Origin of the sequence: Klebsiella sp. DY2415, from assembly GCF_026314315.1 — a bacterium.
In the GTDB taxonomy this organism is placed as follows: Bacteria; Pseudomonadota; Gammaproteobacteria; order Enterobacterales; family Enterobacteriaceae; genus Klebsiella; species Klebsiella ornithinolytica.
Genome location: NZ_CP111115.1, coordinates 3,409,982 through 3,429,863, shown reverse-complemented (window position 1 = coordinate 3,429,863; position 19,882 = coordinate 3,409,982). Strand labels below are relative to the sequence as shown.

Below are 19,882 nucleotides of genomic sequence, written 5' to 3'. Positions count from 1 at the left end.
TTTATGATTGTTCACTGTATTATCCTTATCGTCCGCGGAGCATCGCCAGTAACGTTTTCGGGACCAGCAGCACCATCAGCAGATGAATAACGACAAACCCCATCAGCGCGGACATCGCCAGGAAATGAATCACCCGTGCATTGTCATATCCCCCGAGTAAGGTTCGTAGCAGCGGAAACTGCACAGACTTCCAGATAACCAGACCGGATAGCGCCAGAATAATGCTATCGAGCATGACGAAGAGATAGGTCAGTTTCTGGACGTAGTTATAATGGCCGGGATTGTCATGTGTCAGCCTGCCGCGTAATGCGGAAATAAAATCGTGAATGACCCCTCGTGGCGACAGCGGCCAGAATTGTTTTTTTAAGCGTCCGCTGACAACATTCATCAGCAGGTAAAATACACCGTTAAGAGCAAATAACCACATTGCTGAAAAATGCCATTGCAATGCGCCGGCCAGCCAACCGCCAAGAGTCAGTGCATCCGGAATATCAAAATTAAACAACGGTGATGCGTTATAAATACGCCAGCCGCTGGTCACCATAATTAATATCGAAAGCGCATTGACCCAGTGGCAAATTCTTAACCACAAAGGATGAACGATAGCGGGTTTCACCTGACCTGAGGGGCTGTTCATCATGATATTCCCGGTTATTGCGTTAATCACAGTGTGGCCTGAATCTGTTCGCCGATGTATCACGAAAAGTTAAATTAAATGTGATAACTCGCGATGCAAATGTCGTATAGACTTTCTCTGAAAGCGATCAATAAGGCGGCAGCGATGAAGCCCAAAAAAGTGTTAATTATTGAAGATGATGAAAATATCGCGGAGCTTCTGCAGCTACATTTATGCGAAGAGGGCTATGAAATCAGCCATGCTGCTGAAGGCGTCGGTGGGCTGGCGATGGTCAGGCAGGGCGGCTGGGACGCGCTGATCCTCGATCTGATGTTACCGGGCATCGACGGTCTGGAGATCTGCCGGCATGCTCGCACTATGGCAAGCTACATGCCGATAGTGATAATCAGCGCGCGCTCAAGTGAAGTCCATCGTGTCCTGGGGCTGGAGCTCGGGGCAGATGACTACCTCGCGAAACCCTTTTCAATGCTTGAACTGGTGGCGCGAGTGAAGGCGCTCTTCCGCCGTCAGGAGGCCATGACCCAGAATCTGATGCAGGACGCCGGCATGTTGCATATTGACCGGCTGGCCATCGACCCGCTTGCGCGCGAAGCGCGCCTGCGCGATCTCCCGCTTGACCTGACGCCGCGCGAGTTCGACCTGCTGTGGTTCTTTGCCAGGCATCCCGATAAGGTCTTTTCCCGCATCAGCTTGCTCAACCAGGTCTGGGGCTATCAGCATGAAGGGTATGAGCATACGGTCAACACGCACATTAATCGGCTGAGGATGAAAATAGAAGATAATCCGGCGGAGCCGGAGTTTATCCTGACGGTTTGGGGAAAAGGCTACAAATTTACGGCCCCGCACCCCGAGCCTGGCTGCTGAAACATTCCGCCGGCGCGAGTCGAATGCGGCGCGAGTACCACTCGTACTTTCTTCGCTGCGCGCCGCTGTCTCGCTCGCCGTTCACCGGCTTCTCTTCTGCCGATAGCGCGCGCTGTCGCGGCGGGTGAAAAGCCATCTCCCATCACATTCCCCGCCGCCAGACGAGAATTGTTGTGCGTGAACGCTAAATTTTGCACATCTGTTTTGGTTGGCTGCCCGGGTTGTTGCCAGATTTAGTGAGAGTTCGCGTGCACACCGGACCGCATCACTTACACAACATATCAGCCAGTCGCGGAGTATCAGTCATGCATCCACCGATGATGTATCAGGATTTAACGACCCGGGCGCTCATTGAACATGCCGCGCGATATCATAGCGATACGGGAATTGTCTCGGTCGGGACGTTGGGGGGAAGGGAGTACAGTACCTGGGGAGAGGTGGCGGATAACGCCCGGCATCTGGCCTCCGCCATGCATCTGCTGGATCTCCCGGCAGGCGCCCGTTGCGGCACGCTGGCGTGGAATAATCGCCGTCATCTGGAAATCTATTTTGGCATCAGTTCTGGGGGATGGGTGACGCATACCATCAATCCACGCCTGTCCGCGGAACATCTCGCCTTTATCATCAATGATGCCGCGGACGAGATTCTGTTTTTCGACTACACCTTTCTGCCGCTTATCTGCGCGCTGCGGCCCCAATTGCCAACGGTAAAGCATTTTGTTCTGCTGGCGCCGCGGAATGACGAAGCGCTCGCCGCGCTGGATGCGCTGCTGTTTTTTGATGAGCTGGTCGCTGAAGCGGATCCGGCGTATCGCTGGCCCGAGGTGAGCGAAGATTCTCCAGCCTCGCTGTGCTATACCTCCGGGACCACGGGGAAGCCGAAAGGGGTGCTGAATACCCACCGCTCGCTGGTACTGCATACGCTGAGCGGCAATCAGCCGGATGCGGCCGGTATATCGGCACAGGACACGCTGCTGCCGGTGGTGCCGATGTTCCACGTCAATGCCTGGGGCACGCCTTTTATTGCCGCGATGGCGGGCGCTCGCCTGGTTCTGCCGGGGCCGAATCTGGACGGCGACAGCCTGCTGCGGCTGCTGAGCGAAGAGCAGGTCAGCGTCGCCTTCGGCGTTCCGGTCATCTGGGCCGGTTTGCTTGCCGCGCTGCGTAAATCGGATATTCGCCTGCCGCATTTTAAACGATCTTTTGTCGGCGGGTCGGCGCTGCCGCCGTCGATGATTGAAGTCTTCCGCCGCGATTATGATATTGCGCTGATTCATGCCTGGGGGATGACCGAGACTTCGCCCATCGGCACCATCAACACGCCGCTGAGCAAACATAAGGCCCTGACCCAGGAGACACAGGAAAAACGGGGGCACGGTCAGGGACGCGTCATTTTTGGCATCGATCTGCGGGTGGTGGATGCGCAGGGCCAGACGCTGGCCAACGATGGCGAAAGTCAGGGCTATCTGCAGGTGCGCGGCCATTGGGTGGCGGCAAATTACTATGGTCGTCCCGATACGGCGTTGACCGATGACGGCTGGTTCGATACCGGCGATATTGGCACTCTTGATGAGAATGGCTACCTGGTGATTCACGATCGGGCGAAAGATATCATTAAGTCCGGCGGAGAGTGGATCTCGACGGTGGAGCTGGAGAATATTGCCCTTGCCCATCCGGCGATTCGCAGCGCGGCGGCGATTGCGGCGCAGCATCCGCGCTGGGATGAGCGTCCGGTGCTGCTGTGCGTCAGGGCGGAAGGGGGCGAAATTGAAGAGCCGGAGCTGCTGGCCTGGTACCAGGCACGGGTGCCGAAATGGCAGCTGCCGGACCGGATTCTGTTCATCGATGCGCTCCCCGTCAGCGCCACCGGTAAAGTCCTGAAAAACCGACTGCGCGCCGAGTTCGGTCAGATTCTGATGGCGGATGGGCGCGAGGCGGGCTAAATCGGTTTCTGGCCGCCCTAAGGTTTATGCCCCGTGAGCCAGGGGCATAAGCATTTTGCTTTCTCTGTAAGCGGCGAACAGTAAAAAAATGATGATATAAAGACAACAGATCAACGCCATCGCGCTGATGTAAGCCGGCAGGTGGGTGACGTAAATCATGCTGCACGAGAGAATGACCAGAACGATGCCGGTATACATAGGGTGGGGAAGCCATCTAAAAATGCCGGTTCTGATAGCCGACACGCCGGGCAGATAGTAACCCGCCCAGGTATGGCACCGGCCTAAATCAAGTTTGCCTTTTATCATCAGGATATTACCGATCACGGCAATCGCCAGACATCCCCATTCAATCAGGCTAATGGTTGCCACCAGAGACAGGCTATAGCCAAAAATAAGGATCGGAACCAGCCACATGAACCTTAAGAGTTTGATCGCGGCGACAGGAAACAGAGGAGAGGCCTCGGCCGGCTGCTTGCGCGGAATGATAAAGGCGGTAAATACGACCAGATTGAGCAGTGCCAGAAACAGCCATACCGTCGCCATCATGATTAACCTCGAGCCGGACATTCAGCGGTGTCATGAGGAAAAGTGTAGCTGAGCCACGCAGAGAGAGGACAAAAAAACGGCGGAGCCGGGGCTCCGCCTGACGGGATTAACGGCCCGCTTTTAGCTTCTGATAATACTCTTCATACAGGGTGCTGGCGCTGCCGACATCGTTTTGCCATTCGCCTTTGGCGATGGTGTCGGCATCCGGGTAGAGTGACTTATCATTGGCGACTTCCGGGCTGAGCATTTTACGCGCGGCGAGGTTTGGCGTCGGGTAGCCGATGGTTTCCGCCACCTGTTTTGCCACTTCCGGGCGCAGCAGGAAGTTAATCAGCTTGAGCGCGCCGTCGACGTTTTTCGCATTCGCCGGAATCGCCAGGCTATCCATCCAGAAGATCCCGCCTTCTTTCGGCCAGACGACCTCGAGCGGCGTGCCTGACTGGCGGGCAACCCATGCCGAACCGTTCCACACCATGCCGAGATTCACTTCGCCTTCCATATAGGGGTTGGCCGGGTTATCGGAGTTAAACGCCGCCACGTTAGGCATCAGTTTTTTCAGCTCGTTGTAGGCGGCTTCAATCTCTTTCGGGTCGGTAGTATTGCCGGAATAGCCCAGCTTACGTAAGGCAACCTGGAACACTTCCCGCGCATCGTCGGTCAGCAGCAGGCTGCTCTTATACTCTGGTTTCCACAGGTCGGCCCAGCTGGTGACGGTTTTCGGGTCGATAGCATCGCTATTGACGCCAATGGCCGTAGCGCCCCAGATGTAGGGAATGGAATAATCGTTGCCCGGATCGAACGGTTTATTCAGCATCTGCGGATCGAGGTTATTGAAGTGAGTCAGCTTGCTCTTATCGATCTTCTGCAACATGCCTTCTTTACGCATCTTGTCGACGAAATAGGTGGAAGGCACCACCAGATCGTACGCCCCGTCTTTATAGGTTTTGAGTTTGGCATACATGGTTTCATTCGACTCGTAAGTGGAATAGATAACCTTGATGCCGGTCTCTTTGGTGAACTGCTCCAGCAGACCCGGCGGCACATACTCGGTCCAGTTATAGAAATAGAGCGTTTTGCTGTCGTCCGCATGCGCGGCGCTGATACCCATTACCAGAGCGCCCGCTGCGAGCAGGTGGCGTGACCATTTTTTCATTTTAACGTCCCCTGAGTTTTATCACGTGCAATCAATTGGCTGGCGATGACCATCACCAGCGACAGAACTAACAGAATCGTCGCCAGGGCGTTCACTTCCGGCGATACGCCCACTTTGACCATCGAGTAGATCTTCAGTGGCAGGATCTCGTAACCCGGGCCGGTTACGAATGACGATACCACCACATCATCCATCGATAGCGTAAAGCTCAACAGCCATCCGGCGGCCACGGCAGGCAGCGCCAGCGGCAGAAGAATTTTACGCAGAATGGTCAACTCGCTGGCGCCCAGATCTTTCGCCGCCTCCAGCATCCGCACATCAAAACCTTTGAGACGCGAATAGACCGTCACCACCACGAAAGGCAGGCAGAAGGTGATGTGCGAAAACAGCAGCGACCAGAACCCGAGCTGGATGCCGATCAGCATAAACAGCACCAGCAGGGAGATGGCCATGACGATATCCGGCGACATCATCACCACGAACAGCATCCCGCTGACGAACGGTTTACCACGAAAACGATAGCGATACAGCGCGACGGCGGTCAGCGAGCCGATCAGCGTCGCAAAGGTGGCCGATAGCACCGCCATGGTCAGCGAGTGCTGTGCTGCCTGCAGCAGGCTATCGTTGTTCATCAACAGGCTATACCACCGGGTGGTGAAGCCCTGCCAGTTAATACCAAAGCGCGAACTGTTAAACGAGTTGACGATCAGAATAATGATCGGAATATAAAGGTAAGCATAAATGGCGGTCATAAAGCCGCCGCGCAGCAGTCGACCGATCATTCGAGCTCCACCTTCTTATTCAACAGACGCGCCGCGCGCCAGTAAATTAACAGCATCAGGCCCATAACCAGCGTCAGAGTAATGCTGGTTGCGGCGCCAAACGGCCAGTCGCGGATATTCAGGAACTGACTCTTGATAACGTTACCGATCAACAGGTTTTTAGCGCCGCCCATCAGATCCGAGACGTAGAACAGCCCCATCGCCGGCAGCATCACCAGCAGGCAGCCGGCAATAATGCCCGGCATCGTCAGTGGAATAATGATGCGGATAAAGGTTTGCAGCTTGCTGGCGCCCAGATCCCTTGCCGCTTCCAGCAGAGGACGATCCAGCTTCTCAATACTGGAGTAGAGCGGCATCACCATAAACGGCAGCAGAATATAGACCAGTCCGATGATGACCGCGGACGGGGTGTACATGATGCGCAGCGGCGTATCAATCACCCCCAGCCACAGCAGAAACTCGTTGAGATACCCTTTGGTGCTGAGGAATATTTTCAGCCCGTAGATACGGATCAATGAGTTGGTCCAGAACGGCACGATCAGCAGAAACAGCAGCAGCGGACGCACTTTTTCCGGCAGCCTGGCCAGAAACCAGGCGAAAGGATAGCCGAGCGTCAGGCAGGCCAGGGTCGCCAGCAGCGCCATATTGAGCGAGTGCAGCAGCACGTCGTAATAGAGCGGATCCAGCAGGCGCGTGTAGTTATCCAGCGTGAAGACCAGCTTGACGAAACTGGCGTCGTCGCGGGTCAAAAAACTGGTACCGATGATCATCAGGTTGGGCAGGAACACAAACAGCACAAGCCAACCCACGATAGTGGCGATCACCACATTCTGGAATTTACTTGTGTTCTTCATCTGCCAGCACAACCTCCCAGCTTTCTACCCAGTTAATGGCCATTTTCTGGTCAAGCGGGTGGTCAAAGTCCGGATCGTCTTCGTTAAAGAATTCACTGACCATCACCATTTTGCCATTTTCCAGTTCGACAACCGACTCCAGCGTCATGCCTTTGTAGTTGCGCTCGCGGATGTAGCCGATCAGTCCGTCGGCATCGCTGCCGTCGTGGACTTCATCGACGCGCAGATCTTCCGGGCGCAGCAGAACGTTCAGCCGCTGGCCCCGCTCGACGGGGAAGTTGACGTAGATATTGCATTCACGGCCTTCAACACTGGCGCGGACGCGCTGCTCGTCAAGGCGTTCAATGACCGTTGCATTAAACAGATTAATCTCGCCGATAAAACTGGCGACGAACAGGTTTTTCGGCTCTTCGTAGATTTCACGCGGCGTGCCGTCCTGCTCGATTTTCCCATCGCGCATGACCACGATGCGGTCGGACATGGTCAGGGCCTCTTCCTGATCGTGGGTGACGAAGACGAAGGTGATGCCAAGCTTACGCTGCAGCGCCTTCAGCTCGTTTTGCATCTGTTTACGCAGCTTGTAATCCAGCGCCGACAGGGACTCATCCAGCAGCAGCAGGCGCGGTTTGTTGACCACTGCCCGGGCGATAGCCACCCGCTGCTGCTGGCCGCCGGAGAGCTGATGCGGTTTGCGTTGGGCAAACTCCTCCAGCTGGACCATGCGTAGCGCATCGAGGACGCGAGGCGTGATTTCCGCCGCCGGCGTTTTCTGCATCCGCAGACCGAAGGCGACGTTTTCGAATACGCTCATATGGGGAAACAGAGCGTAGCTTTGAAAGACGGTATTGACGTGGCGGTTTTCCGCCGGAACATGAGTGATGTCCTGATCTTCGAGATGAATTCGCCCGCTGTCGACGTTTTCAAGCCCGGCAATAAGACGAAGAACGGTGGTTTTACCGCAGCCAGAGGGGCCAAGCAGGGTGAGAAACTCACCGTTGTTGATGGTCAGATTCAGATCTGAGATAACCGTTTTTCCATCAAAGCTTTTGCGAATTCCCGCCAGTTGCACCAGCGGCGAAAGCGAACGCGGTTGTATATTCAATTTTTAACTCTGTCCCATGTAGACGCAGCGGACGATTGACCGTTGCGGGGTTTGTGGTTAACCACCTTTGCGGTTGCGCATAATAAACGAGGGCAAGCATTCTACGGCAATCGCTTGCGATCGCCAATGCCTGTCTCATATGGATGCACGACCTTTACAACAATACGTCGGTTCATGTATTAAATTTTTATTTGCCGGGCTAAAAATGACCTGACGCAATATTTGTCTTTTCGGGCTTATGAATAATGTTGTCACAAAAGATGAGGGTGGCTACATGGATAAATTGCTTGAGCGTTTTTTACAGTACGTTTCTCTGGACACACAGTCGAAGCCTGGCGTGCGTCAGGTTCCAAGCACGGAAGGTCAGTGGAAGCTGTTACGCCTGCTGCAGGCGCAGCTGGAAGAGATGGGACTGGTTAATGTAACGCTAAGTGAGAAAGGGACGGTGATGGGAACCCTTCCGGCCAACGTTGCCGGCGCTATTCCGCCCATTGGCTTTATTTCCCACGTCGACACGGCGCCGGACTTCAGCGGCAAAAACGTAAACCCGCAAATCGTTGAAAACTACCGTGGCGGTGATATCGCTCTCGGGATTGGCGATGAAGTGCTCTCCCCGGTGATGTTCCCGGTCCTGCACCAGCTGCTCGGGCAAACGCTGATCACCACCGATGGCAAAACGCTGCTTGGCGCCGATGACAAGGCCGGTATTGCCGAGATAATGACCGCGCTGGCGACGCTGAAGGCGAAAAACATTCCTCATGGCGATATTCGCGTGGCCTTCACGCCGGACGAAGAGGTCGGGAAAGGGGCGAAACATTTTGACGTCGCCGCGTTTGACGCCCGCTGGGCCTATACCGTCGACGGCGGTGGCGTGGGCGAGCTGGAGTTTGAAAACTTCAACGCCGCGTCGGTGACCATTAAGATCGTGGGCAATAATGTCCATCCGGGCACCGCAAAAGGGGTGATGGTGAATGCGCTGTCGCTGGCGGCACGGATTCATGCGGAAATCCCTGCCGACGAGGTGCCGGAAACCACCGAAGGCTACGAAGGTTTTTACCATCTGGCGAGCATGAAAGGCAGCGTTGACCGGGCCGAAATGCACTACATCATTCGCGACTTTGACCGTAAGCAGTTCGAGGCCCGCAAGCGCAAAATGATGGAAATTGCCAAAAAGGTCGGTAAGGGGCTGCATCCGGATTGCTATATTGAGCTGGTGATTGAAGACAGCTATTACAATATGCATGAAAAAGTGATGTCGCACCCGCACGTCGTCGAGATTGCCCGCCAGGCGATGGTGGATTGCGATATTGAACCGCAAATGAAGCCAATTCGCGGCGGTACCGACGGTGCGCAACTCTCCTTTATGGGACTCCCTTGTCCGAACCTGTTTACCGGCGGCTATAACTATCACGGCAAGCATGAGTTCGTCACGCTGGAGGGGATGGAGAAGGCGGTTCAGGTGATTGTGCGCATCGCGGAGCTGACGGCAAAACGCGGCGTCTGATCGCGGAGAGCCGCCGGATAGCGCGGCACTTATCCGGGCTATACGTCCGGTAAGGCGTGAGCCGCCACCGGGCAATACATGCGGTGCGATACACAATCCCGGCACCCGGCCCGGAGGCCCGGTAAGGCGCAAGCCGCCACCGGGCAATATATGCGGTGCGATACACCATTCCGGCGCCCGGTCCGTAGGCCCGGTAAGGCGCAAGCCGCCACCGGGCAATACATGCGGTGCGATACACCATTCCGGTGCCCGGTCCGTAGGCCCGGTAAGGCGCAAGCCGCCACCGGGCATCGCGCGGTTTAGTCCTCGAAGAACCAGTAGCCGCAGTTGACCAGCGCAGCCAGCATCGCGAGGAACGACGGGTCTTCCAGCGCATCGCCAAAATGTTCCGCGTTAAGCGACAGATGCGTTGCCAGCGCGTCCAGCGCCGGACGGTGCGGCGAATTAATTTTCTCGCCGTTGACGAACACCTCGCCATCGATACGCAGCACGCGTAGCCCGCCCAGCCGCACCAGGCGATCGCCCTGTTGCAGCGCGTCGTAAATCTCATCAGGCTGATACGGCGGCTCGGCAGGAGCCACGTCCAGCTCGTGGCGGGACTGGGTGATAAACTCGCCAAACCACTGCTTAAAATGCTCTGGCTGGTTAATCAACCCCAGCATCATATCGCGCAGACGGTCGAGTTCAGCCGGCAGAATATCCGCTGGGTGATCGCGGGAAGGCACATCCGGATCGGCATAGCGCTGGCTGCCCAGTTCACGCTGCAGAATATAGTCGGCAAAGCCGCTGAACAGCTCGCGGGCATTTGGCGCGCGATAGCCCACCGAATAGTTGAGCGAGTTTTCCAGGGAATAACCCTCATGCGGGAATCCCGGCGGAATATAGAGAATATCGCCCGGCTCCATCTCTTCATCAATGATGGCGTCGAACGGATCCACCTGCAGCAGGTCCGGATGTGGGCAGTGCTGCTTCATCGGGACTTTATCGCCCACGCGCCAGCGACGCCGGCCGGTTCCCTGGATGATAAACACGTCGTACTGATCGAGATGGGGACCTACGCCGCCGCCGGGCACGGAGAAAGAGATCATCAGATCATCAATACGCCAGTCGGGGAGCGCGCGGAAGGGCTGCATCAGCGCGGCCGTCGGCTCGTGCCAGTTATTCACCGCCTGCACCAGCAGCGACCAGTTGTTTTCGCTCAGGTGATCGTAGCTTTCGAAAGGGCCATGGCTGACCTGCCATTTCCCGTCCTGGTGGCTGACCAGGCGGCTATCGACTTCGCTTTCCATCGCCAGCCCGGCCAGTTCATCCGGGCTAATGGGATCGACGAAATTAGCGAAGCCGCGCTTGAGGACTACCGGGCGTTTTTGCCAGTAGCGTTCGATAAAGTCAGGCCAGTTGAGCGTTAGTTGATAATCCATTTTATTTATTCCACAGCAGGTGTCTGTCTGGGATTATACACGCCATGCTTCAAACTGCCTCTTTGTTGACGGCGATTGTGCTTCGCAGTCACAGAGTTTGCCCAGGCGCGGGAAGCGGGGCGGTTCAGCTTTCCGTATCATCGGGCAGCTGGCGGCCGAAAACGACCTCCATGCAGGCTCCGCCGAGCAGACTTTCGCCGGTGAGAATGTCGCCATCGTATTGCTCAACGATCTCCCGGGCGACGGAAAGTCCTACGCCCTGACCTGGTCGCAGCGTATCGGCTCGTTGCCCGCGATCGAATACGGCAGTTCGCTGGTTCAGCGGGATACCGGGGCCATCATCTTCCACCAGAATATGCAGGTGGTTGTCGTTGGTCTGACGCACGGAAACTTCGACAAATTCCAGGCAGTATTTGCAGGCGTTATCCAGCACGTTGCCCATCACTTCCATAAAATCATTCTGTTCGCCGACAAAGCTGATCTCCGGAGAGATATCGAGACTGATATTGACCCCTTTGCGCTGGTAAACCTTGTTCAGCGCCAAGGTCAACTTGTCGAGCAGCGGCGCAATGGGGTGCAGTTCGCGGCTGAGCAGGGTACCGCCGCTGCGCATACTGGCGCGATGCAGGTAGTAGCCAATTTGCTGTGAGATGCGGCTGATCTGCTCCAGCATGATCGGTTCTGCTTCATTGAGGTCAATCTTCTCGCCGCGTAAAGAACGCAGGGTGCTTTGCAGCACGGCCAGCGGCGTTTTCAGACTATGGGTCAGATCGGTCAGCGTGGTGCGATATTTGTCGTAGCGCTCGCGCTCGCTTGTCAGTAGCCGGTTAAGGTTGCTGACCAGTCGGGTCAGTTCGCGGGTGGTATTCGGATTGAGCATTTCGCGGTGATGCTCTTCCAGCTCGCGGACCTCTTTTGCCAGCGACTCGATGGGGCGCAGGCTCCACCAGGCCGCCACCCAAAGCAGCGGGATCACCAGCAGCAGGTTGGCAACCAGCACATAGATAAACCAGCTCCAGACCATATAAGAGCGTTTCAGCTCGACAGGAATGGTGTCGATCACCACGATGCTCAACTGCGGCAGCTTATCGGTTGCCGGGTAGATATTGATCGCCACCGAGTGGGTCATTTCGGAACCATCATCCTGCTGGCGAAGAGCGTCCAGCTCCTCCTGGAACTGATGATTGTTGCGCAGCAGCATGCTACTGCTGTCAACGTCGGACTCGATTTCGTGGAAGCCGTTTCTTTTCAGCCATTCAGGTTGAATGCGTTTTGCCAGCCAGCCGACATCGCGCTGCATCCACAGCAGTTTGCCTTTGGCATCGTATATCAATGTCACCGTCGGGCTCTGCATGTTGAGGTTTTCGGGGATATCCACGTCGATATGGTTGTTTTCCCACTTTGCCAGCATATAGAACAGGTTACTTTCGCCGCGCAGCAGGCGGAAGGTGGTTTTATCAAAGCTGACGCTGTAGCCCACCAGCGCAACCATGCCGTAGGCCAGCGAAAGCACCAGCACCACTGCCGCCGTCGCCAGCAGAAAACGAACGCGTAAAGAAAGCGGCAAAATATGCCGGAGCGGGCTTTTCATTCGCGTAGTTCAAATAAATAGCCCTGGCCGCGCACGGTCGTAATGACGTCATGCGGATGCTGAGTCTGAATTTTTTTCCGCAGCCGCCCCATCAGTACGTCGATGGTGTGACTTTCGCGCAGTTCAGCATCGGGGTAGAGCTGGAGCATTAATGAATCTTTGCTGACGACTTTGCCACGGTTACGGATCAGCGTTTCCATAATGGTATATTCAAATGCGGTCAGCTTGATGGGCTGTTCGTTAATCGATAGCTCGCGGCGTGACAGGTCAACCTGGAAAGGCGGCAGAGAAATAACCTGTGACGCCAGACCGCTGTTGCGACGCAGTAGCGCCTGCATGCGCGCCGCGACCTCTTCAATATGGAACGGTTTGGTGACGTAGTCGTCCGCCCCGGCGCTCAGCACCTCGACTTTATCCTGCCAGCCTTCACGGGCGGTCAACACCAGTACCGGAACCGACACGTCATGACTGCGCCAGCGGCGAATCAGTGAAAGACCGTCTTCATCGGGCAGACCCAGATCGACAATGGCGATATCCGGCACGTGCTCACCCAGATAGTAATCGGCTTCCTTTGCATCTTCTGCTGCGTCCACCTGATGGCCTAATTCCTGGAGCTGAACTTTCAGGTGATGGCGCAGTAAAGCGTTATCCTCAACGACGAGTACGCGCATGCCTTTTCTCCCGTTTATTTTGGTTTCGAATAGTGTAGCGCTGAATAGATATACTGAATTTAAACGGCTGTAAATGAAAGGCTTGCGATGTAACTTCGCCAGCCGTTCTGCTTTCTGGCCTGCCACGCCGCTGGAGAGAGGGCGGTAGCGCCAGCGCCCGATATACATCCGGCAAGAGAAGGGGCATATCGTGGGCATATATTGGCAAGTTTATCCTCCTGTTGCCAGCCCGACGAACATTGTGTGGATAAAATGGTGGGGCTGCCCGGGAAGAGTATCCCGGCGCAGAGCGTTCAGGGATGAGACTGAGTGGGTTGGAACCGGCTTCCTGATGCTAACAGCATGTTTAATCTTAGTTTTCTTTTCGTCAGTTTTGGCTGAAAACCCCGCCAGAAACGGCTGACAAAGAGCAACTAAAAGAATCCGCATCGTATCAGCGATGACGACGGAGCTCTCAGCAGCGCGCAGGTGAAGGAGGGGGGAAACTCAGGCTGGGTTAAGAGACGATGAAATGGAAAGCGGCGCAACGATGGAGGATGTGACGAAAAAAGCAAACTCAGGCGGGTGACGGGGGGATTTATCGCCCTGACGACGTCATGACAAATTGATGGCCGGAATAATTCCCGGCCATCTGTTTCTCTGCATTCACTCACTCTTCGCCGATTTCCGAAGGAAGGCGAGACCAGGCGATTACTTCAGTTCGTCAACCATAGTCGTCGCGCGACCGATGTAGTTAGCCGGCGTCATGGCTTTCAGGCGAACCTTCTCGTCTTCCGGCAGCGGCAGGCTGTCGATGAACTGTTGCATCCCTTCCGCGTCCACGCGCTTACCGCGGGTCAGCTCTTTCAGCTTCTCGTACGGTTTTTCGATGCCGTAGCGGCGCATCACGGTCTGGATCGGCTCAGCCAGCACTTCCCAGTTATGATCCAGCTCGTCCAGCAGGCGATCGCCGTTCAGCTCCAGTTTGCTGACGCCTTTAAGGGTCGACTGGTAAGCAATCAGCGCATAGCCGATACCCACACCGAGGTTACGCAGTACGGTTGAATCGGTCAGGTCGCGCTGCCAGCGGGAAACCGGCAGTTTGCTCGCCAGATGCTGCATCATGGCGTTAGCCAGGCCGAGGTTACCTTCGGAGTTTTCGAAATCGATCGGATTCACTTTATGCGGCATGGTGGATGAACCGATTTCACCGGCGATCGTCTTCTGCTTGAAGTGGTTCAGCGCGATGTAGCCCCACACGTCGCGATCGAAGTCGATCAGGATGGTGTTGAAGCGGGCGATGCAGTCGAAGAGCTCGGCAATATAGTCATGCGGCTCAATCTGCGTGGTGTACGGGTTCCACTGAATGCCCAGCGAGGTAACAAACTCTTCGCTAAACTGGTGCCAGTCTACTTCCGGATACGCCGCGATGTGGGCGTTATAGTTACCCACCGCGCCATTGATTTTGCCCAGAATTTCTACCTGGTTCAGCTGACGATACTGACGCTCCATACGGTAAGCGACGTTAGCCATCTCTTTACCCATTGTGGACGGCGTGGCCGGCTGACCGTGAGTACGGGACAGCAGCGGTACATCGCGATACTGAACCGCCAGGTCTTTCACCGCGTCGATAAGCTTGCGCCAGTACGGCAGAACCACCTCATCGCGCGCGGTTTTCAGCATCAGCGCGTGGGAGAGGTTGTTAATGTCTTCGGAGGTGCAGGCGAAGTGAATGAATTCGGATACCGCATGCAGTTCCGCGATATCGGCCACTTTTTCCTTGAGGAAATACTCTACCGCTTTCACATCGTGGTTGGTGGTACGTTCGATGGTTTTGATGCGCTGCGCATCTTCAACGCTGAAGTCGGCAACGATTTTATCAAGGAAACCGTTTGCGTCGGCAGCAAAAGCAGGAACTTCCTTGATCGCTGCGTGCGCGGCTAACTTCTGCAGCCAACGTACTTCAACTTGTACACGGAATTTCAGCAAACCGAATTCGCTGAAGATACCGCGCAGCGCGCTGACTTTATCGCCGTAGCGTCCATCGACAGGGGAAACGGCGGTCAGTGAGGATAATTCCATAGATCACAACTCCGGGGTTAAATGAGCAAGAATTTGTTTTGCCTGGTTAACCAGACGATTACGAGAAAACATGAGCTGCATGCGCCCGCCGCCCACCTGATGCCAGAGCACGGCGGCACGAATGCCTGCCAGCAGGGAGGCGCGGACCTTGGCCTGAACCTGCGGGCTTTGCAACACGGCCGGTGAGCCGGTCACCTGAATACGCGGACCAAGTGGACTGATGACGTCAACATAGATGCCCGCCATGGCGCTGAGCAGCGTTTCAGACTGCAGGTCGAAATGTTCCAGCTGACGGCGCAGACCGGCGATGCGGTTGCCAAGGGTATCCATCGCCCCTTTGCTGCCGTCAAGCTTACGCTCGAGCACCATCAGGCTTAACGTGTAGCGGGTCAGCTCGGCATTGAGGCCCTGGCGACTGCCGCTGTTGAGCACGCCAAGCAGCGTTTCCAGCCCGAGGCGAAGATTGGCTTCACTACCACCGAACACCGCCAGCGTTGAATCCGGGTTGAGATCGATGATGCTGTTCAGCGAAACGTGCAGGGCATCGCTGTCGCAATGGCCCTGGTGCGCCAGCTGCTGAACCAGACGGGCGGCCTGGCAGATGCCCGCCAGCGCCAACGTGATGTCATAATAATTCTTCGCCACACCTACTCCTTGTAAACCGTCGGGGAGGGTTTTGTCTCACCGGCGGTAAAAACTGTCTGTCAGGACTGCAGCGGCAGACGCTGCTCGATCACGCCGCCGCCGAGGCACACTTCGCCAAGATAGAAGACCGCCGACTGGCCCGGCGTCACCGCCGCAACCGGTTCGTCAAACAGCACTTCGATGCGCTCGTTATCCAGCGCGTTCACGGTGCACGGGATATCGGTCTGGCGATAGCGGGTCTTCACCGTGCAGCGCAGAGTGCCGGTAACCGGTTCGCGATCGACCCAGTGCAGCTGTTGGGCAATCAGGCCCCTGGACATCAGACGCGGGTGGTCGTGGCCTTGAGCTACGACCAGAATATTGTTTTCGACGTCTTTATCAACCACGTACCACGGGTCTTCGCTGCCTTCTTTGGTGCCGCCGATGCCGAGGCCTTTACGCTGGCCAAGGGTATGGTACATCAGACCCTGATGCTCACCGATTTCGTCGCCGTCAACGGTGACGATTTTGCCCGGCTGAGCAGGAAGGTAGCGCCCGAGGAACTCGCGGAATTTACGTTCACCGATAAAGCAGATCCCGGTAGAGTCTTTTTTCTTCGCGGTGATCAGGTCGAGATCTTCCGCGATCTTGCGCACCTGCGGCTTTTCCAGCTCGCCAACCGGGAACAGGCTCTGGGCAATCTGCTCATGGCTGAGGGTGTACAGGAAGTAGCTCTGATCTTTGTTGCCGTCCAGGCCGCGCAGCAGCTGGCTTTTACCGTTGACATCGGCACGGCGCACGTAGTGACCGGTCGCAATATAGTCGGCGCCCAGATCTTCTGCGGCGAACTCCAGGAAGGCTTTAAATTTGATTTCTTTGTTGCACAGAATGTCCGGGTTCGGCGTGCGCCCGGCTTTGTATTCGGCCAGGAACAGTTCAAACACGTTGTCCCAGTACTCTGCGGCAAAGTTAACGGTATGAAGCTCAATCCCGAGCTTATCGCAGACGGCTTGCGCGTCGGCGAGGTCGGCAGCGGCGGTGCAGTATTCCTCACCATCGTCTTCCTCCCAGTTCTTCATGAACAGGCCTTCTACCTTATAACCTTGCTGAAGCAGCAACCAGGCAGAAACAGAGGAGTCGACGCCGCCGGACATGCCGACGATCACTTTTTTTTGGCTTTCTGACATTGGAATATTCACCACATTGAACTTCAAGGCGGCATATTCTAGCACGCACGAGCGGCTCAGGCACCCCCCAGGAGCGGCCAGTTAAACGCACCAATTAATGACAGCGGATAGCGCGGGTCCTGTTGATAGCTGCGGATGCTTTCGGCAACCAGCTGAGAGCGCAGATTTGATGCCGTCAGGATCTCTTGCGCGCTCAGCCACAGGCAGCGGTCGATATCGCTGTCATGCGGCTGTGTGGCGCACGTATCGTTAAGTTCGATGGCGAACAGGAAGCGTAAAAACGGCGTATTGTCCGGCGCAATCCACTGATGCATGCGGATAAAATGCTGTGGCGTGGCGCGAATGCCGGTCTCTTCCCACAGCTCTCGTTCGGCGGCCTGCACCAGCGTTTCATCTGCTTCGAGGTGTCCTGCCGGCTGATTCCACAGCGCTTTGCCGTTGATGGTTTCCTCAACGATCAGAAATTTGTCTTTCGCGTGTACGACGCAGGCGACGGTGACGTGCGGTTTAAACATACTTCCCGTTCCTTGTGTGATTAGCCGACCTGGCGCCACTCGCCGTTGGCCAGTCCGTCGAGAGTATAGCCGCCCATGGCGTAACGAATAAGCCGCAGCGTGGGGTAACCTACGTGAGCGGTCATGCGTCGCACCTGGCGGTTGCGTCCTTCATAAAGGGTGATTTTCAGCCAGCTGGTGGGTATGGATTTGCGTTCGCGGATAGGCGGGTTGCGCGGCCACAGCCAGGCCGGTTCAGCGACCCGCTCAATACCTGCGGGCAGGGTAGGACCATCGTTGAGCGTGATGCCGGCGCGCAGCGCGGCCAGCGCATCTTCCGTTGGCAGGCCTTCAACCTGAACGTAGTAAATTTTACCGGTGCGCTTGCCGGGTTGAGTCAGCGTAGCCTGCAGCGCGCCATCGTTGGTCAGCACCAGCAACCCTTCGCTATCGCGGTCAAGACGACCCGCGGCGTAGACCCCGGAGATGGAAATAAAATCTTTCAGCGTGCTGCGCCCGGCTTCGTCCGTAAACTGCGGCAACACATCGTAGGGTTTATTGAACAAGATCACGCGTTTTGGCGCGTGTTCTTTGCGTTGTCTGGCGACTTGTTGTGAGCTGAATCGCTCAACGCGATGTTTTCTAAATGAAGTTTTCTGCATGGTATTTTCAGGTCCTGACAATTGCCGCATTATAGCCTAATTACGAATGCCTTTCATGGACGCAAACATTCAGGTAGTATTGACATGCTCATCACAATTTTTTAACAAAAATATTGCTCAAACTGATTCGCGCTACTAGAAGGCGGCACGGACGCGAATCTCCGGTTAGCGGGATGACCCGGTGGCGGAGTGGGCGGATAAAGCCAACGCTCGGTTAGTGTGAAAAGGAAGAGCAGAACCAGAAGCGCTCGAAGGAGAGGTTAATGGAAAGCAAAGTAGTAGTTCCGGCGGAAGGTCAAAAAATCACCCTGCAAGATGGCAAACTGAATGTCCCTAACAACCCGATCATCCCGTTTATCGAGGGTGATGGTATCGGTGTTGACGTGACTCCGGCGATGCTGAAAGTGGTGGATGCCGCCGTTGAGAAAGCCTATAAAGGCGAGCGTAAAATTTCCTGGATGGAAATTTACACCGGCGAAAAATCGACCCAGGTGTATGGCCAGGACGTCTGGCTGCCTGCCGAAACTCTTGATCTGATTCGTGACTATCGTGTTGCTATCAAAGGCCCTCTGACGACGCCAGTTGGCGGCGGTATTCGTTCTCTGAACGTAGCGCTGCGCCAGGAGCTGGACCTCTACGTCTGCCTGCGCCCGGTTCGTTACTACCAGGGTACTCCGAGCCCGGTTAAACACCCTGAGCTGACCGACATGGTTATCTTCCGTGAAAACTCCGAAGACATCTATGCGGGCATCGAGTGGAAAGCGGACTCTGCTGAAGCAGAAAAAGTGATCAAATTCCTGCGCGATGAGATGGGCGTGAAGAAAATTCGCTTCCCGGAACATTGCGGTATCGGTATCAAGCCGTGCTCTGAAGAAGGCACCAAGCGCCTGGTTCGCGCGGCGATGGAATACGCTATCACCAACGATCGCGATTCGCTGACCCTGGTACACAAAGGCAACATCATGAAGTTCACCGAAGGCGCGTTTAAAGACTGGGGCTACCAGCTGATCCGCGAAGAGTTCGGTGGCGAGCTGATTGACGGCGGCCCGTGGCAGAAGGTTAAAAACCCGAATACCGGTAAAGAGATCATTATCAAAGACGTGATCGCCGATGCTTTCCTGCAGCAGATCCTGCTGCGTCCGGCGGAGTATGACGTCATTGCCTGTATGAACCTGAACGGCGACTACATCTCCGATGCTCTGGCAGCGCAGGTTGGCGGTATCGGTATCGCACCGGGCGCGAACATCGGTGACGAATGCGCGCTGTTCGAAGCGACCCACGGCACAGCACCGAAATATGCTGGCCAGGATAAGGTGAACCCGGGTTCTATCATTCTGTCCGCTGAGATGATGCTGCGCCATATGCAGTGGTTCGAAGCCGCAGACCTGATCGTTAAAGGCACTGAAGGCGCTATCGCCGCTAAGACCGTGACCTATGACTTTGAACGTCTGATGGAAGGCGCTAAACTGCTGAAATGTAGCGAGTTTGGCGACGCGATCATCGCGAACATGTAATCAGCCATCGCTGATTAAAGACAGAAGGGAGCCTGGTGGCTCCCTTTTTTACGATCGTTCAAAAACTTTCCCCAAAATCCTCCCCGAAACTGGCTTAAAATCATACGGTTTTTTGACCTACAACGAGCCAGTCTTTACCCCGGTCATCGTTGTATTTATCCGTCATTTTTTTGGATTTGTACCCCAATAATTTCTGAGTATCTATACCTTGTTCCCGGTATCCTCATCATGGATGATCCGATTTTCAGGCAGGGAAAAGAGGACAATATCGG

General features: G+C 55.6%; 18 protein-coding genes and 1 pseudogene. 4 read left to right on the top strand and 15 right to left on the bottom strand.

Annotated features, from left to right (window positions below; translation table 11 throughout):
• Window positions 1-25: 25 nt before the first annotated feature.
• Window positions 26-637: a cytochrome b/b6 domain-containing protein gene (locus tag OQV00_RS16350; protein WP_416309822.1), complete on the bottom strand. Its 612-nt coding sequence runs from the start codon at window positions 635-637 to the stop codon at window positions 26-28.
• A 144-nt stretch (window positions 638-781) separates the two neighbouring features.
• On the opposite strand from OQV00_RS16350, the gene OQV00_RS16345 reads away from it, so the two are divergent.
• Both OQV00_RS16345 and OQV00_RS16340 read left to right on the top strand, forming a co-directional pair.
• On the top strand, window positions 782-1,501 hold the full coding sequence (locus OQV00_RS16345) for a response regulator transcription factor (RefSeq protein ID WP_004860603.1): 720 nt from the start codon (window positions 782-784) through the stop codon (window positions 1,499-1,501).
• A gap of 305 nt (window positions 1,502-1,806) precedes the next feature.
• On the top strand, window positions 1,807-3,444 hold the full coding sequence (locus tag OQV00_RS16340; protein ID WP_044351710.1) for a long-chain fatty acid--CoA ligase: 1,638 nt from the start codon (window positions 1,807-1,809) through the stop codon (window positions 3,442-3,444).
• Between the two features lie 24 nt (window positions 3,445-3,468).
• Here the strand turns inward: OQV00_RS16340 and OQV00_RS16335 are convergent, their stop codons facing one another.
• The 5 genes from OQV00_RS16335 to potA form a co-directional block, all read right to left on the bottom strand.
• Entirely contained in the window at window positions 3,469-3,990 is a 522-nt protein-coding gene (locus OQV00_RS16335) for an isoprenylcysteine carboxylmethyltransferase family protein (RefSeq protein WP_088884055.1), read from the bottom strand.
• A gap of 106 nt (window positions 3,991-4,096) precedes the next feature.
• On the bottom strand, window positions 4,097-5,143 hold the full coding sequence (potD, locus tag OQV00_RS16330; protein ID WP_004860611.1) for a spermidine/putrescine ABC transporter substrate-binding protein PotD: 1,047 nt from the start codon (window positions 5,141-5,143) through the stop codon (window positions 4,097-4,099).
• Window positions 5,140-5,925 carry a spermidine/putrescine ABC transporter permease PotC gene (gene potC / locus OQV00_RS16325; RefSeq protein WP_004860615.1) on the bottom strand — a complete coding sequence of 262 codons (786 nt, stop codon included), beginning with the start codon at window positions 5,923-5,925 and terminating at the stop codon, window positions 5,140-5,142. The genes potD and potC overlap by 4 nt, the downstream gene beginning before the upstream one ends.
• Window positions 5,922-6,779, bottom strand: a complete 858-nt coding sequence (potB, locus tag OQV00_RS16320) for a spermidine/putrescine ABC transporter permease PotB (RefSeq protein ID WP_266279043.1) — start codon at window positions 6,777-6,779, stop codon at window positions 5,922-5,924. Before potB ends, potC begins: the two co-directional genes overlap by 4 nt.
• Window positions 6,763-7,881, bottom strand: a complete 1,119-nt coding sequence (gene potA / locus OQV00_RS16315) for a spermidine/putrescine ABC transporter ATP-binding protein PotA (RefSeq protein ID WP_004860620.1) — start codon at window positions 7,879-7,881, stop codon at window positions 6,763-6,765. The genes potB and potA overlap by 17 nt, the downstream gene beginning before the upstream one ends.
• A 274-nt stretch (window positions 7,882-8,155) precedes the next feature.
• Here potA and pepT point away from each other — a divergent pair, with 274 nt between their 5' ends.
• A complete protein-coding gene (gene pepT / locus OQV00_RS16310; RefSeq protein ID WP_004860623.1) occupies window positions 8,156-9,385 on the top strand; it encodes a peptidase T in 1,230 nt (409 codons plus the stop codon).
• A 299-nt stretch (window positions 9,386-9,684) separates the two neighbouring features.
• Here pepT and OQV00_RS16305 read toward each other — a convergent pair whose 3' ends face one another.
• From OQV00_RS16305 to rluE, 8 genes are all read right to left on the bottom strand, one after another.
• Window positions 9,685-10,806: a ribosomal protein uL16 3-hydroxylase gene (locus tag OQV00_RS16305; protein ID WP_004860624.1), complete on the bottom strand. Its 1,122-nt coding sequence runs from the start codon at window positions 10,804-10,806 to the stop codon at window positions 9,685-9,687.
• 124 nt (window positions 10,807-10,930) lie between these two features.
• A complete protein-coding gene (phoQ, locus tag OQV00_RS16300; protein ID WP_266279040.1) occupies window positions 10,931-12,397 on the bottom strand; it encodes a two-component system sensor histidine kinase PhoQ in 1,467 nt (488 codons plus the stop codon).
• On the bottom strand, window positions 12,394-13,068 hold the full coding sequence (gene phoP, locus OQV00_RS16295) for a two-component system response regulator PhoP (RefSeq protein WP_004860631.1): 675 nt from the start codon (window positions 13,066-13,068) through the stop codon (window positions 12,394-12,396). The genes phoQ and phoP overlap by 4 nt, the downstream gene beginning before the upstream one ends.
• Window positions 13,069-13,758: 690 nt before the next feature.
• Window positions 13,759-15,129 carry an adenylosuccinate lyase gene (purB, locus tag OQV00_RS16290; RefSeq protein WP_004860634.1) on the bottom strand — a complete coding sequence of 457 codons (1,371 nt, stop codon included), beginning with the start codon at window positions 15,127-15,129 and terminating at the stop codon, window positions 13,759-13,761.
• 3 nt (window positions 15,130-15,132) lie between these two features.
• Entirely contained in the window at window positions 15,133-15,774 is a 642-nt protein-coding gene (gene hflD, locus OQV00_RS16285; RefSeq protein ID WP_004860640.1) for a high frequency lysogenization protein HflD, read from the bottom strand.
• A 59-nt stretch (window positions 15,775-15,833) separates the two neighbouring features.
• Window positions 15,834-16,940, bottom strand: a complete 1,107-nt coding sequence (mnmA, locus tag OQV00_RS16280) for a tRNA 2-thiouridine(34) synthase MnmA (protein ID WP_015584630.1) — start codon at window positions 16,938-16,940, stop codon at window positions 15,834-15,836.
• 56 nt (window positions 16,941-16,996) lie between these two features.
• Window positions 16,997-17,455, bottom strand: coding sequence for an NUDIX hydrolase (locus OQV00_RS16275; protein ID WP_004860645.1), 459 nt, complete (start codon window positions 17,453-17,455; stop codon window positions 16,997-16,999).
• A gap of 20 nt (window positions 17,456-17,475) precedes the next feature.
• A complete protein-coding gene (gene rluE, locus OQV00_RS16270) occupies window positions 17,476-18,126 on the bottom strand; it encodes a 23S rRNA pseudouridine(2457) synthase RluE (RefSeq protein WP_044351071.1) in 651 nt (216 codons plus the stop codon).
• A gap of 233 nt (window positions 18,127-18,359) precedes the next feature.
• Here rluE and icd point away from each other — a divergent pair, with 233 nt between their 5' ends.
• Window positions 18,360-19,610, top strand: a complete 1,251-nt coding sequence (gene icd / locus OQV00_RS16265; protein ID WP_004860652.1) for an NADP-dependent isocitrate dehydrogenase — start codon at window positions 18,360-18,362, stop codon at window positions 19,608-19,610.
• A gap of 100 nt (window positions 19,611-19,710) precedes the next feature.
• On the opposite strand, the pseudogene OQV00_RS16260 reads toward icd, so the two are convergent.
• Window positions 19,711-19,830 (bottom strand): annotated as a pseudogene (locus tag OQV00_RS16260) (integrase); the annotation flags it as partial.
• Window positions 19,831-19,882: the final 52 nt, after the last annotated feature.

Bases quoted from the DNA above. Each gene is read 5' to 3' on its own strand.
- OQV00_RS16350 (WP_416309822.1), bottom strand. From the start codon at position 637: ATGAACAGCCCCTCAGGTCAGGTGAAACCCGCTATCGTTCATCCTTTG.
- OQV00_RS16345 (WP_004860603.1), top strand. From the start codon at position 782: ATGAAGCCCAAAAAAGTGTTAATTATTGAAGATGATGAAAATATCGCG.
- OQV00_RS16340 (WP_044351710.1), top strand. From the start codon at position 1,807: ATGCATCCACCGATGATGTATCAGGATTTAACGACCCGGGCGCTCATT.
- OQV00_RS16335 (WP_088884055.1), bottom strand. From the start codon at position 3,990: ATGATGGCGACGGTATGGCTGTTTCTGGCACTGCTCAATCTGGTCGTA.
- potD (WP_004860611.1), bottom strand. From the start codon at position 5,143: ATGAAAAAATGGTCACGCCACCTGCTCGCAGCGGGCGCTCTGGTAATG.
- potC (WP_004860615.1), bottom strand. From the start codon at position 5,925: ATGATCGGTCGACTGCTGCGCGGCGGCTTTATGACCGCCATTTATGCT.
- potB (WP_266279043.1), bottom strand. From the start codon at position 6,779: ATGAAGAACACAAGTAAATTCCAGAATGTGGTGATCGCCACTATCGTG.
- pepT (WP_004860623.1), top strand. From the start codon at position 8,156: ATGGATAAATTGCTTGAGCGTTTTTTACAGTACGTTTCTCTGGACACA.
- OQV00_RS16305 (WP_004860624.1), bottom strand. From the start codon at position 10,806: ATGGATTATCAACTAACGCTCAACTGGCCTGACTTTATCGAACGCTAC.
- phoQ (WP_266279040.1), bottom strand. From the start codon at position 12,397: ATGAAAAGCCCGCTCCGGCATATTTTGCCGCTTTCTTTACGCGTTCGT.
- phoP (WP_004860631.1), bottom strand. From the start codon at position 13,068: ATGCGCGTACTCGTCGTTGAGGATAACGCTTTACTGCGCCATCACCTG.
- purB (WP_004860634.1), bottom strand. From the start codon at position 15,129: ATGGAATTATCCTCACTGACCGCCGTTTCCCCTGTCGATGGACGCTAC.
- mnmA (WP_015584630.1), bottom strand. From the start codon at position 16,940: ATGTCAGAAAGCCAAAAAAAAGTGATCGTCGGCATGTCCGGCGGCGTC.
- OQV00_RS16275 (WP_004860645.1), bottom strand. From the start codon at position 17,455: ATGTTTAAACCGCACGTCACCGTCGCCTGCGTCGTACACGCGAAAGAC.
- rluE (WP_044351071.1), bottom strand. From the start codon at position 18,126: ATGCGGCAATTGTCAGGACCTGAAAATACCATGCAGAAAACTTCATTT.
- icd (WP_004860652.1), top strand. From the start codon at position 18,360: ATGGAAAGCAAAGTAGTAGTTCCGGCGGAAGGTCAAAAAATCACCCTG.